This is a genomic window from Longimicrobium sp., assembly GCA_036389795.1.
GTDB lineage: Bacteria > Gemmatimonadota > Gemmatimonadetes > Longimicrobiales > Longimicrobiaceae > Longimicrobium.
The window spans coordinates 19926-31057 of the sequence record DASVWD010000259.1 but is presented as its reverse complement, the minus strand read 5'-3'; the positions used below and the strand labels follow the sequence as shown (position 1 = coordinate 31057).

The 11132-nt window shown below is 70.8% G+C and carries 18 protein-coding genes; 5 read left to right on the top strand and 13 right to left on the bottom strand.

The features are described from left to right. Positions 1-214: 214 nt before the first annotated feature. Entirely contained in the window at positions 215-457 is a 243-nt protein-coding gene (locus VF746_30015; GenBank protein HEX8696692.1) for a hypothetical protein, read from the bottom strand. A 585-nt stretch (positions 458-1042) separates the two neighbouring features. Here VF746_30015 and VF746_30010 point away from each other — a divergent pair. Then, entirely contained in the window at positions 1043-1315 is a 273-nt protein-coding gene (locus VF746_30010) for a NifU N-terminal domain-containing protein (protein ID HEX8696691.1), read from the top strand. Positions 1316-1744: 429 nt separating this feature from the next. Beyond that, positions 1745-3118, top strand: coding sequence for an aminopeptidase P N-terminal domain-containing protein (locus VF746_30005; protein ID HEX8696690.1), 1374 nt, complete (start codon positions 1745-1747; stop codon positions 3116-3118). A gap of 418 nt (positions 3119-3536) precedes the next feature. On the opposite strand, the gene VF746_30000 is transcribed toward VF746_30005, so the two are convergent. The 8 genes from VF746_30000 to VF746_29965 form a co-directional block, all read right to left on the bottom strand. Beyond that, positions 3537-3737 carry a hypothetical protein gene (locus tag VF746_30000; GenBank protein HEX8696689.1) on the bottom strand — a complete coding sequence of 67 codons (201 nt, stop codon included), beginning with the start codon at positions 3735-3737 and terminating at the stop codon, positions 3537-3539. 39 nt (positions 3738-3776) lie between these two features. Beyond that, positions 3777-3962 (bottom strand): hypothetical protein, encoded by a 186-nt coding sequence (locus VF746_29995; GenBank protein HEX8696688.1) that lies wholly within the window; start codon positions 3960-3962, stop codon positions 3777-3779. Positions 3963-4003: 41 nt separating this feature from the next. Continuing rightward, positions 4004-4234 (bottom strand): hypothetical protein, encoded by a 231-nt coding sequence (locus VF746_29990; protein ID HEX8696687.1) that lies wholly within the window; start codon positions 4232-4234, stop codon positions 4004-4006. 68 nt (positions 4235-4302) lie between these two features. After that, positions 4303-4566: a hypothetical protein gene (locus VF746_29985; protein ID HEX8696686.1), complete on the bottom strand. Its 264-nt coding sequence runs from the start codon at positions 4564-4566 to the stop codon at positions 4303-4305. A gap of 28 nt (positions 4567-4594) precedes the next feature. Further along, positions 4595-4876 (bottom strand): hypothetical protein, encoded by a 282-nt coding sequence (locus tag VF746_29980; protein HEX8696685.1) that lies wholly within the window; start codon positions 4874-4876, stop codon positions 4595-4597. Between the two features lie 79 nt (positions 4877-4955). Next, entirely contained in the window at positions 4956-5219 is a 264-nt protein-coding gene (locus VF746_29975) for a hypothetical protein (GenBank protein HEX8696684.1), read from the bottom strand. A 24-nt stretch (positions 5220-5243) separates the two neighbouring features. After that, positions 5244-5507 carry a hypothetical protein gene (locus VF746_29970; protein HEX8696683.1) on the bottom strand — a complete coding sequence of 88 codons (264 nt, stop codon included), beginning with the start codon at positions 5505-5507 and terminating at the stop codon, positions 5244-5246. A gap of 75 nt (positions 5508-5582) precedes the next feature. Further along, a complete protein-coding gene (locus VF746_29965; protein ID HEX8696682.1) occupies positions 5583-5825 on the bottom strand; it encodes a hypothetical protein in 243 nt (80 codons plus the stop codon). Between the two features lie 484 nt (positions 5826-6309). On the opposite strand from VF746_29965, the gene VF746_29960 reads away from it, so the two are divergent. Beyond that, positions 6310-6672: a hypothetical protein gene (locus tag VF746_29960; GenBank protein ID HEX8696681.1), complete on the top strand. Its 363-nt coding sequence runs from the start codon at positions 6310-6312 to the stop codon at positions 6670-6672. Between the two features lie 90 nt (positions 6673-6762). Here the strand turns inward: VF746_29960 and VF746_29955 are convergent, their stop codons facing one another. From VF746_29955 to VF746_29940, 4 genes are all read right to left on the bottom strand, one after another. Then, positions 6763-6951: a hypothetical protein gene (locus tag VF746_29955; protein HEX8696680.1), complete on the bottom strand. Its 189-nt coding sequence runs from the start codon at positions 6949-6951 to the stop codon at positions 6763-6765. Positions 6952-7196: 245 nt separating this feature from the next. Continuing rightward, positions 7197-7382: a hypothetical protein gene (locus VF746_29950; protein ID HEX8696679.1), complete on the bottom strand. Its 186-nt coding sequence runs from the start codon at positions 7380-7382 to the stop codon at positions 7197-7199. Between the two features lie 39 nt (positions 7383-7421). After that, positions 7422-7589: a hypothetical protein gene (locus VF746_29945; protein ID HEX8696678.1), complete on the bottom strand. Its 168-nt coding sequence runs from the start codon at positions 7587-7589 to the stop codon at positions 7422-7424. A gap of 10 nt (positions 7590-7599) precedes the next feature. Beyond that, on the bottom strand, positions 7600-7776 hold the full coding sequence (locus VF746_29940; GenBank protein HEX8696677.1) for a hypothetical protein: 177 nt from the start codon (positions 7774-7776) through the stop codon (positions 7600-7602). A 245-nt stretch (positions 7777-8021) separates the two neighbouring features. Between VF746_29940 and VF746_29935 the strand changes: the two genes are divergently transcribed. Both VF746_29935 and VF746_29930 read left to right on the top strand, forming a co-directional pair. Beyond that, positions 8022-9083 (top strand): hypothetical protein, encoded by a 1062-nt coding sequence (locus VF746_29935; protein HEX8696676.1) that lies wholly within the window; start codon positions 8022-8024, stop codon positions 9081-9083. Positions 9084-10210: 1127 nt separating this feature from the next. After that, positions 10211-10486: a hypothetical protein gene (locus VF746_29930; GenBank protein HEX8696675.1), complete on the top strand. Its 276-nt coding sequence runs from the start codon at positions 10211-10213 to the stop codon at positions 10484-10486. Positions 10487-11132 lie beyond the last annotated feature (646 nt).

Sequence of the window (11132 nt, the reverse complement as noted above, 5' to 3'; positions counted from 1 at the left end):
GCCCGCGCAGGTGCCGCAGGCCGTGTACATCAGCGAGGGCCCGTCTTCGGCGCCTCGCACCGTCCCCCGTAGCGGCCCCGCGTCCGCGGTGGTGGGGAACGACTCCACCGCCAGCTCGTCGAGCCTCAGCCTGAGCTTGGTCATCGATGCCTCCTCTGGTCGGACATGGACGCGGGGCCGCGGTGCGTTCACGCCGCGCGCCGCCGTGCCGGTCTCACACGCACGGGTCGTCGCCCGTGATCACCACGGGGCAGGTGCACTGGGGCGGGGCGCCGCTGCCGCACGAGGTGAAGCAGGTGGCGCCCTCGCACGTCTCGCCCTCGCAGCTGCCGCAGTCGGTGCGGTTGAAGCTCTCGAACATGGCTCCCCGCACCGTCCCCCGCGGCGGCTCCTCGGCCGCCGTGGTGGGGAACGACTCCACCGACAGCTCGTCGAGATTCAACTTCAGCTTGACCATTCCGACCTCCCCTGGTTGGCGGGTTCATGGAAGACGTGAAACCGCCGCGGCGCGAGGGTGCGCGCCACGGCGGTCGGGACTGCCTCATCCGGCAGGAGCGGTCGGACGACAGACGGCCGGACGACACCGGCCGCGGGTCGCCGGCAGGCCACACGCGGGATCCGCACTCATTCCGACGATTTCGGATGAGCGCCGCGGCCGCCCGGACCCGGGGCCCCGGACGTGCGGATGTGCTGCGAAAATGCGCGGTGTGTACATCCTTCTCCGCTCCTGGACTGGTCAGATGTCTCTAATTGTGCAGCACAGATTCGGCCGCCGCAAGTACCACACCCCGCGCCGGGTGACGGGACCGCCGCGGGTGCGCCCCGCGCCGGGGATGGCTGCGTGTGCCCGGCATGGCCCTCGTGGTCCCGCGCCGCCGCGGAAGCTCGCGGGATGCGCGAACGTCTTCCGCACCGGACCCGGGCCGCGGTGACGGATCTCGCGGGCGGGAAATGAGTTGCGCGGGGGGACGGGGGTGCCTATGCTACGCGACCGGCCGCGCCGCGGCGGCAGGGAGTGGAGACGAGCCCCGGGGGAGGCGAGTTGGCGAAGGCCAGGATCAGGTACCAGGAGACGCCGAACCCGAACGCGGGGAAGTTCACCGTCGGCCGCACGCTGGTGGAGGGCCGGCGCGGCCTGACCTTCGACACGGCCGAGGCGGCGCGCGGCAACCCGGTTGCCGAGCGGCTCCTGGCCGAGCCGGGCGTGCGCTCCGTCTTCATCGTCGCCGATTTCGTGACCGTCACCCGCGACCCGGCCGCCTCCTGGGCGGACCTGGCCCCGCGCGTGCAGGCCGCGCTGCGGGAAGTCCTTTGACCGGCTGAACGGCTGAACGGCAGGGAACAGGGGACAGGGTACAGGGGACAGCAGGCGGTTCCGTCGGCGGGACCATGCTTCCCGCGCCGGACCCGGCGTCCGCGCGGAACCAGCCCGCGCAGGCGGGCTTCTCGCCCGTTGTCGCCGCGGATTATGCCGATTGACGATCTGCTTCGGTATTCGCGATCGAAGTTCCCGTAGGGGCGAGGCATGCCTCGCCCGGATGGCCGAAGGCCATCACGCGGCGGCATGTAGAGCCCGCTTCGACGAGCTTTGGTGTTGCGACAGGCAGCGGGCGAGGCATGCCTCGCCCCTACGAGCCCGATTACCGGATCGGATTCTCAACCGGCATCATCTGCCTCCGGATCTTTGGATCAGGGCCCGACAAGTACGCACTTCGCACTTCGCACTCAGCACTCAGGACCGATCATGGCCACCGCACTCGCCGAAGTCTTCGCCGACGACCCGATTCCCGCGCCGGACGACGTCCACCGCGCCCGCCGCGAGCGCTTCCTGGAGGGGATCGGCGCCGGGGTGGCGATCCTCTGCTCGGCCCCCGAGCTGATCCGCTCGCGCGACACCGAGATCAAGTACCGCCAGGACAGCGACCTCTTCTACCTCACCGGCTTCGCCGAGCCCGCGGTGGCCGTGCTCACCCCGCACGACCCCGAGCACCGCTTCACCCTGTTCGTGCGCCCGCGCGACCCCGACCGCGAGCAGTGGGACGGCCCCCGCGCCGGGGTGGAGGGCGCGCGCGAGCGCTTCGGCGCCGACGCCGCCTACCCGCTGGCCGAGCTCGACGAGCGGCTCAAGGCGCTGGTGGAGCCCGCCGACGCGCTCTGGTACGCGCTGGGCTCCAGCGACGACATGGACCGCCGCGTGGTGGCGCTCCTGCGCGAGTTCCGCCTGAAGCGCGCCCGCTCGGGGAAGGGCTTCGGCGACGTGCGCGACCCGGCCGGCGTGCTGGACCCCATGCGCGTGATCAAGGAGCCGGGCGAGGTCGAGCTGGTCCGCCGCGCCGCGCGCCTCTCCGCGCGGGGGCACCTGGCCGCGCTCGCCGCCGCGCGCCCCGGCGTGGGCGAGTGGGAGCTGGAGGCGCTCATCGACTCCACCTTCCGCGCCGCGGGCCCCGACAGCGGGCCGGCGTACGACACCATCGTGGGCTCGGGCGCCAACGCCACCGTGCTGCACTACGTGGCCAACGAGCGCCGCGCCCGCGCGGGCGAGCTGGTGCTGGTGGACGCCGGCGCCCAGGTAGGGCTCTACTGCGGCGACATCACCCGCACCTTCCCCGTCTCGGGCCGCTTCACCGCCCCCCAGCGCGCCGTCTACGACGTGGTGCTGGCCGCGCTGGAGGCGGCGATCGCCGCCATCCGCCCCGGCGCGCCGTTCTCCGACGGGCACGAGGCCGCGCGGCGCGTGCTGGTGCAGGGGATGGTGGACCTGGGGCTCCTGTCGGGCGAGGTGGACGAGCTGATCGAGAGCGAGGCGTTCAAGCGCTTCTTCATGCACCAGACCTCGCACTACCTGGGGCTCGACGTGCACGACGCCGGCGACTACCGCGCCCGCGGCGGCGACTGGCTCCCCCTGCGCCCGGGGATGGTGCTCACCGTGGAGCCCGGCCTCTACGTCGCCGCCGACGCCGAGGACGTCCCCGACGAGCTGCGCGGCATCGGCATCCGCATCGAGGACAACGTGCTGGTGACGGAAGACGGCTGCGAGATCCTCACCCGCGACGTCCCCGTGGAGGCCGGGGCGATCGAGCGCCTGGTGGGCGGCGGCGGCCCGCACGCGGTCGACTGACAGTGCGAAGTGCGAGGTGCGAAGTGCGAAGTGCGACGGCATCCGGCGACGTTTCGCACTTAGCACTTCGCACTCAGCACTTCGCACTGCGGTTCCGGGCGTGTCCCTCCGCTGCGCTCCGGGCCGGGCTGCGCGCGCGGTAGGGCACGATACCACCGTGCCCAACCGCGCCGGGACGCCGCCGCCACGATACCCCTGTGGCGGCGGCGTCCCGGCCCTGTCGGGCGCGCATCCCTCACGCGTAGTCCGGTCGCTGAAGTCCGTCCGACGCGCGGGCCCGTCCCCGTGCCGAAGCCGTAAAGTCCACCCTCTCCCGAAGTTGGGAGAGGGTTGCCGCTCTAAGGCGGCGGGTGAGGGCCCCCGCGGCGGCGCCGGGGTGCATCGACGCGCAGCCGAGCCGACCCTCCGCTCCGCCGGCTCAGCAGTCGAACTTGGTGCGGCACGAGAAGGTGGCCGCCACCGTCCCGCACTGGTAGATGGACGACGGGCAGGTGCAGGTGCTCCGGCCGGTGCACCCCGGCATGAACGCCTCGACGGTCCCTCCCTCGCCCTGCTTCGGCTCCAGCGTCGCGAACGAGTCCACCGCCAGCTCGTCGAGCTTCAGGCCCAGCTTCTTCATCTCGTCCTCCTCTTTCGCAGGGGTGAACGCCCGCGCCCCTCAGAGCCCGCCGCAGGATTGGGTCGGGCGAAGCGTGCCGCAGGCGTACAGCGAGGTGGGGCACTTGCACGTGTCGAACATGGTGCACCGCGCGTGGCCCTCCACGGTTCCCTGCGCCTGCTCCGTCTGCGCCGTCTCGAACGAGTCCACCGCCAGCTCGTCGAGGTTCAGGCTCAGCTTCCTCATCGCTTCCTCCCTCCGGTCGCGGGTGACGGCGCTCGCGCGGCTCAGGCCAGGCAGCTGCGGTTGTTCGTGTACTCGCACGAGTAGATGGTGAACGGGCCGGTGCCGCAGTGGTAGTAGGCGGTCGGGCACAGGCACGTCCCCTGGCAGGTGCAGGCGGGCGCGTCCATGTCCTCGTCGTGCGCGCGGACGGTGCCCTTCTCCCCGTCCCCCTTGCTGGTGGCGAACGAGTCGACCGCCAGCGCCTCCAGGTCCAGGCTCAGCTTCTTCCTCATCGCTCCCTCCCGTGTGAAAAGGAGAAGGGCGCGGGACCGTGCGGGCCCGCGCCCTGCCGCCGCCCCGCTCACGAAGTCGGGGGGCAGATCTTGGTGTAGGGGCAGCTCTCGTTCTGCGTGTAGGTGCACGAGTAGTGGGTGTTCACCGGGTTCGTGTTGCACCGGTAGTACGCCGAGGGGCAGTCGCAGCTCGCGGCGCAGGTGCAGTCGAAGTAGTCCCCGGCGCCCGACTCGTCCTCCCGCCCGCGCACCGTCCCGCGCCCTCCGTGGCCGCCCGTGGTCTCGAACGAGGCCACCTGCAGCGCGTCCAGGTCCAGGCTCAGCTTCCTCATCGCTCCCCTCCGGGCTGGAAGGCTCCGCTCACGCCTCGGGCGGCGTGCAGACCTGCGTGTAGTAGCAGCTCAGGTTCTGGGTGTAGTGGCACGAGTAGATGGTGTACGGGCCGGTGCCGCAGTTGTAGTACGCCGTCTTGCACAGGCACGAGTAGGCGCAGGTGCACTTGTCCTCGTACACGGGCGGCGTGGGGACGGGCTCGTCGCTGTCGTTGGCCCGCACGGTGCCTCGCGCGTCGCCTTCCGCGGGGGTGGTGGCGAACGTGTCGACCGCCAGCGCATCCAGGTCCAGGCTCAGCTTCTTCCGCATCGGGTCCTCCTCGGGGTGAAGGTGCGGGGCGCGCTCGATCGCGCGCGGGTCCAAAGTCGGCTTCTTCCCAACGGGCTCCTCACACGCAGTCGGTGCTGCCGCAGCCGGCGTTGGTGTCGTAGCCGCAGCTCTGGTTGTAGCTGTAGTCGCAGGAGTAGATCGTGTGGTAGCCGTCGCCGCAGTAGTAGTAGGCGGTCCTGCACAGGCACGAGGCGAAGCAGGTGCACGCCGCCGCGTTGGCGAGCACCGTCCCGCGCTCCTCCGCGCGCTTCGCCTCGGTGGCGAACGACTCCACCGAGAGCGTCTCCACGTCCAGCGACAGCTTCTTCTCGCTCTTCTTCATCGTTCCGGCGCTCCTTCGGCGCGGTCAGTAGTAGCAGCTGGTGTTGCGCGTGTAGTCGCACGAGATGGCGGTGTAGCGCACGGTGGCGCAGTAGTAGGCCGCGCTGGGGCACGCGCACGACTCCCAGCAGGTGCATGGGGCCGCGGCGTCGTACACCTCGGGCGGCGTGGGCTGGACGTCGTCGAGCTGCCGCGCGCGCACGGTGCCGCGCGCCTCCTCCTGCCGCGGACTGGTCTCGAACGAGTCGACGCGCAGTCCGTCCAGCTCCAGGCTCAGCTTTCTGCGCATGCGGGTCCTCCCGGGCGCGGGGTACGTGAGAGGGGGTGCGGCCCGCGACGGGACCGCACCCCCTCGATGGACGTCTCAGGCCGGAGTACAGGCCTGGTAGGTGTACCAGCAGCTCCCGTTGTGCGTGTAGTCGCAGGAGATCTGCGTGGGCGGCACGTCGGCGCACCAGTACGGCGCGCTGGGGCAGGCGCAGCTGTCCACGCAGGTGCAGGGGGCCTCGCGCGCCTCCACCGTGCCGCGCGGCGCCCGGGCCTCGCCGGTCGTGTCGAACGAATCGACCGCCAGGGCTTCCACGTCGAGGACGAGCTTCCCGCGCATGGTCCCTTCCCGGAGCAGGTGTGTTCAGGCGCTGGCCGGCCTTCGTTTTCCTTTTCAGACAATAATACAGCTAACCCATACCGTGGCGCAACAGGAACCTTCGCGTCGCTTCTCTCTGCTCCGCAGCGACGATGCAGATGTCAGAGATTTTGGAGATTCCCACTACTCTCTAATTTTCATCCGGATCGTCGGGGTAGCGGAACACGAGTGGTTCTCGGCGCCTGGTATCGTCCACTTCAGGCCCTGTGGGGAATAGTAAAATGTGACATGTTCGAGTGCCGGGGAGCCCGGGCCGGGCATCGCGGGGCGTACGCTTCGGTGCGGGAGCCGCCGGAGGTACCGCGGCCCGGCGGAGCGGGGGAGGGGTGCGGAACGGGCACCCCAACGGCCGCGCGCGGACGTGTGTAAGCCGGGTCGAACGCGGCGCCGCGCTCGACTCCGACGAATGAACCGACACACAACTCCTCGAGCTACGGAGGAAGTCATGAAGGCTTCTGTGCTGGTGCTGGCCCTGGCCCTCGCGGCCGTCCCGGCGGCCCTGCGGGCCCAGGGCGGCGGCTGCGCCCGCCACCCGAAGGCGTGCGTGCGCGACCGCGTGGAGGACGTGCGCGACCGCCGCGAAGACCGCCGCGACCGGGCGGAGGACCGGCGCGACCGCGCCGAGGACGTGGCGGACCGCCTGGAGGACCGCTGGGACCGCCGGCACCACGGCGGCTGGCGCGACCAGCGCGAGGACGTGCGCGACGAGCGCGAGGACCTGCGCGACCGCCGCGAGGACCGCCGCGATCGCCGGGAGGACGTCCGCGACCGGCGCGAGGACCGGCGGGACCGGCGCCATCACGGGTGAAGTACGGGAGTACGAGGTACGGGATGAGCGAGGAGCCCCGGGACCGGCGACGGTCCCGGGGCTCACGCTCGTGTTGGATGCCGCTCCGGCTCAGTCGTCTTGGGCGATGCAGGAGACGTCGAACGACGCGCAGGTGTGATAGGTGGCCGGGCAGCCGGGGTAGGGCCAGGTCGGAACCTCGCGCGCCTTCACGGTGCCGCGGGCTTCGGCCAGCGACTCGCCGGTCTCGAACGAAGCCACCGAGAGCTTCTCCACGTCCAGGGTGAGCTTGCGGGTCATGCGCTCCTCCGTGTCGGATTGTGGTCCGCCTCGCTCCGTCCGGCGGGCCCGAACGGGAGGCGATCTGGTGCAATACGTTTGCAGACTATAATAGCGAGATTCGTCCGTCCGGCGCAACCGGCGCCGGGCGGCGGGGGTGGGAGAGCGCTTCTTCGCCGGGGAAATCGTCGTCTCGTGCAAAACGAGCCGCCCCGGCGCTTCTCCGGCGCCGGGGCGGCTTGATCTTCACGGGGCCGGCGCCCGCGTCAGCAGTCCAGCGTGCACTGGAACTGGCACGTCCGGTAGAGCGAGAACGGGCAGACGGCGGGGTCGGTCACGCACAGCTTCGTGGCCTGGTAGCCGGCGACGGTGCCCCCGGGCTCCCCGGCCGGCGGGGAGGTGTCGAAGGTGGCGACGCGCAGGTCGTCCAGGTCCAGCTTCAGCTTCTTCATCGCTTTCTCCGTAATCCAGGGGGGATCGCCCGGGCCGCCTCAACAGACGCCCAGGGTCTGGCAGTGGATCCCGCAGCTCGGCAGCGAGGTCTCGTCGCAGGTGCGCAGCGGCAGGCTCGGCACGGCGGGCGCCGCGTCGAGGGCCGCGGGCGTCGTCTCGAACGCCTCCACCGCGAGCGCGTCGAGGTCCAGGGTCAGCGTCCGCATCGCGGCCTCCTCAGCACTGGATGCCGCAGGTCGGGAACGCCGACCACGGGCACTGCGTCAGCGGCCAGGTGGGGCAGGTGGTGGTCGCCGCGTGCCCGGCGACGGTGCCGCGCGGCTCCTCCGGCGCCGCCGCGGGCGCGAACGAGTCGACGCGCAGGGTGTCGATCTCCAGCTTCAGCTTCTTCATCGTGCACTCCGTGAGGTCGGGGGAAAACGATCGGGCGCCCGGCCGGAGAGCAGGCGACGTGCCGGTCGGGGCATCGTCCGCGAGGAGGGGAGACGGCCGCGCCGCGAGCGGGTGAGCGCCGCTCCACGACCGTCCGCCGGCGGGCGGAGATTGCCAGGCGCGGGTGCCGCCTTCACTCTTCTGGTGCAACGGCGGCCTGAAAACGCGGCGTGCCCCCCGCCGGCACCTCCCCCCGACCGTTTCCGATGACCGATCTCCCGGTGCTGGGCCGTGTCCCGCTCCCCGAGCCGCTGAGCTTCGTCTGCCGCTGCTTCCGCCACGACGGCCGCCGCGCGGTGGCGGTGGGGACGCGGTCCGGGCGGCTGTGGCTGCTGGAAGCCGAGCCCGGACGGTGCGCGGTCGACTTCCATCCGCTGCCGATCGCGCTTCCACGCGGGGCGGACGGCGCGCCGCGGGTGGAGCACCTGTCGGGCTCGCACGCGCTCGACCGGCTGCTGGTGCTGGCCGTGGAAAGCCCGCCGGGGGTGCTGGCCGCGGAAGGCCCGCCGCGGGTGTACGCGCTTCCTTCCGGGGAGCTGGCGGCGGAGCCGGGGCCGATCCCGGGGCGCGCCACGTGCCTGAGCCCCGGCGGGCGCTGGCTGGTGTCGCTGGACCAGGGGGAGGGGTGGACGATGGACCTCGCGTCGTCGCTCCCGCGGTGGAGGGAGACGGGCGAATTCCACCGGATGGAGCGCAAGGACGCCGCGCCGGGAGACGCGGAAGAGCACGTCTACCTCGACCACGTGGACGGCGTGGTGGCGCACCCGTGCGGCGGGGAGCGGGACGGGCTGGAGGAGGACGAGGAGCGGTTCTGGCTGGCGGCGGGGTGCTACGGCTTCGTGCTCACGCACCTGGCGGAGGGCTCGGCGGGGAGGGCGTTCCGCGTGGAGGGGCGGACGCGCGCGTTCGGCGGGCTGGTGTACGACCCCACGGAGCTGGTGCGGCCGCTCGGGGAGCGGCACCTGTTCGTGCGGCACGGCTTCGGCGCCGGGCTGGCGGCGCTGGACCCGGCCACCGGCGAGCGGCACGACTGCCGCACCGGGCCGGAGAGGAACCCGTACGGCTACTTCTCCACCGTGGTCCCGTGCGGCGGGGCGCCGCTCGCCTGGGTGCGCACGCGCGACGGCTGCTACCTGTGGGACCTGGGCGAGCACCTGCTGCACCCGATGCCGGAGGCGCGCCTGGTGCTCGCCCTGTATCCCGACGCGCTCCTCGCGCTGGAGGGCGACGAGCTGGTGTGGCGGGGGCTGGGGGGCAGGGGCGGCTGAAGCCGCGGCAGAATCAGCCTAGCAGGCAGTAAGATGCATGAAAAGCTGCGATTACTAGATGTGCGCGCGCAACCTGCACTCTAGACCCCCGCCGAGAAGCATCCTGCAGCGACAACCAACAGCAGAACAGACAGCAGCCCGCCGGGGACTCCCCGGACGTAGGGAGTTTCAGTCCCAGCTTCAGGGGGGCTTCCAGCCGGGACATTTCAGCAGGCTTCAGCCTGTACAGTGCCGCTTTCAGCGGCCAACAAACCCACCAGCTTTAGCCGGTGCGTAGTTTAGCCCTTGTCTACATCCTAGCATACATTTTGCGTCTCTATATGATAATCTTACGTGTGAGGCGGCGTTCCGCCGCGGCGGCAACTGTGACAGAGGCGCGGAGAGCACCTCTCCTGCTCCGCGGTTGCTTCCACGTTGACACGAACAACGGTTGAGCGCTTCCGCTGCTGCGGCGGTAGCGGTGAAGAAGGCGCTACGAGATGCTTCGCGCGCTGCCGGGCCCCCCATGAGCGCCGGGGTGAAACCGCGCGTTTCTGGCCTTAGCGTCGGGCGTGAAAGCCACGTCCGGGATGTTCCTCACCAGTACCCATGGAGAAGCACATGCAGAAGCTCAAGCTGTGCCTGGACGACCTGCAGGTGGACACTTTCCAGACCACCGCGGCACCGAGAGAGAAGGGGACGGTGTTCGGCGAGCAGTGCACCTGCTACACGCAGTGCACCTGCCCCGGCTGCCCCACCTGCGACGCCAGCTGCAATGGCACCTGCAACGCATCATGCAACGGTACGTGCGATGACACCTGTGGGGCCTCGTGCAACGACACATGTTACGACACCTGCGCGGTCAGCTGTGGGACATGCCGGTTCAGCTGCGACGATATGTATACGTGCGTTAATGGCGTGTACGGCATGTTCTGCTGACTCGCGTGACCGCGCCGCTGATCGGGACGGATGGAGCGCCCCTGTGGGTGTGCGTGCATCCTCCGGAATCGTAAAGTCCATCAACGTGATGTGTGCAGTGCGGTTCCGAGCACTCTAGACGGACGATGGGCGGCTCGCGGTTACACACCTGCAGGCCGCACACGTTAGAATGCGTCCGGCCTCGCTTCGTCCACCCGAACCAGGGACGCGTGACGCAATTGGCACTCCCGCTCGTATCGGCCGTTCTGGCGTTTGTTGCGGGGCTGCTCTTCGGGTTGCGGGTCGAATGGGTCACAGGCGGCATCGCCCTCGCGGCGGTGCCGCTTCTGCTTGCGCCGTGGGCGTACCGGTGGTGGATCGGCCAGCCAATCCGCGGGGACGTTGACCTTCCGACGCTGCAGGACGCCGTAGCGGCCTTGGAGGCCGATCCGGCACCCCTGTCGCAGCCGCCCGCGCCGGTCCGGCACCTGCGTTCGGTGGCGTGATTCGCGAATGGACAGCAGCAACCGACAGCACGCCCAACGAACAGCGGCAAAACCCTTGCAGGACAGGCACTTGGCTGCGGATGGGCTGAAGCCGCGGCGCCGCGGCAACAACGGCAGAAAGCCTCGCAAACCCCGCGAGGCTTCAACCGCGTCCGGGGCGGGCTCGGGGGTCGATGGGCGAGCGTTCGTGCGGGGGCGAGGCGGGGGCGGTCGAGGCAGGCCTCGCCCCTGCGTGGTTCCGTCGCTTCGGGTCGAAGTCGCGTGAGAGATGCGCGCCCGGAGGGCCGGGACGCCGCCGCCACGGGGGTATCGTGGCGGCGGTGGCCCGGCGCGGTTGGGCACGGTCGTATCGTGCCCTACCGCGCGCGCAGCCCGGCCCGGAGCGCAGCGGAGGGACACGCCCCCAACCCGCGGTTGCGGTTCGCAGTTCGCCAGGCTCGACATCCTCCACCCCTTGCGGAACCGCGCGCTCCGCGTAGATTCCCACCTGCACGCCGCGAACGCGTGCCGAGGATGGATTTGCGACCGCTTGCGACCTCGTTAAAAAAACGCTAAAGAGTCGGGATCGCCCGGAGCCCCGAGCACACCCGGGCCTTTCATCCCCGCACTCGCCGAGTCGCGGGGCTTTTCGTTTATCGCACGGCCG

Coding starts and splice junctions, on each gene's coding strand:
- VF746_29985 (HEX8696686.1), bottom strand. CDS start 4,566: ATGAGGAAGCTGAGCCTGGACCTGGACGCGCTGCAGGTGGCCTCGTTC.
- VF746_30000 (HEX8696689.1), bottom strand. CDS start 3,737: ATGAAGAAGCTGGGCCTGAAGCTCGACGAGCTGGCGGTGGACTCGTTC.
- VF746_29960 (HEX8696681.1), top strand. CDS start 6,310: ATGAAGGCTTCTGTGCTGGTGCTGGCCCTGGCCCTCGCGGCCGTCCCG.
- VF746_29965 (HEX8696682.1), bottom strand. CDS start 5,825: ATGCGCGGGAAGCTCGTCCTCGACGTGGAAGCCCTGGCGGTCGATTCG.
- VF746_29935 (HEX8696676.1), top strand. CDS start 8,022: ATGACCGATCTCCCGGTGCTGGGCCGTGTCCCGCTCCCCGAGCCGCTG.
- VF746_29945 (HEX8696678.1), bottom strand. CDS start 7,589: ATGCGGACGCTGACCCTGGACCTCGACGCGCTCGCGGTGGAGGCGTTC.
- VF746_29995 (HEX8696688.1), bottom strand. CDS start 3,962: ATGAGGAAGCTGAGCCTGAACCTCGACGAGCTGGCGGTGGACTCGTTC.
- VF746_29950 (HEX8696679.1), bottom strand. CDS start 7,382: ATGAAGAAGCTGAAGCTGGACCTGGACGACCTGCGCGTCGCCACCTTC.
- VF746_29980 (HEX8696685.1), bottom strand. CDS start 4,876: ATGCGGAAGAAGCTGAGCCTGGACCTGGATGCGCTGGCGGTCGACACG.
- VF746_30015 (HEX8696692.1), bottom strand. CDS start 457: ATGGTCAAGCTGAAGTTGAATCTCGACGAGCTGTCGGTGGAGTCGTTC.
- VF746_30005 (HEX8696690.1), top strand. CDS start 1,745: ATGGCCACCGCACTCGCCGAAGTCTTCGCCGACGACCCGATTCCCGCG.
- VF746_29970 (HEX8696683.1), bottom strand. CDS start 5,507: ATGCGCAGAAAGCTGAGCCTGGAGCTGGACGGACTGCGCGTCGACTCG.
- VF746_29975 (HEX8696684.1), bottom strand. CDS start 5,219: ATGAAGAAGAGCGAGAAGAAGCTGTCGCTGGACGTGGAGACGCTCTCG.
- VF746_29955 (HEX8696680.1), bottom strand. CDS start 6,951: ATGACCCGCAAGCTCACCCTGGACGTGGAGAAGCTCTCGGTGGCTTCG.
- VF746_29990 (HEX8696687.1), bottom strand. CDS start 4,234: ATGAGGAAGAAGCTGAGCCTGGACCTGGAGGCGCTGGCGGTCGACTCG.
- VF746_29940 (HEX8696677.1), bottom strand. CDS start 7,776: ATGAAGAAGCTGAAGCTGGAGATCGACACCCTGCGCGTCGACTCGTTC.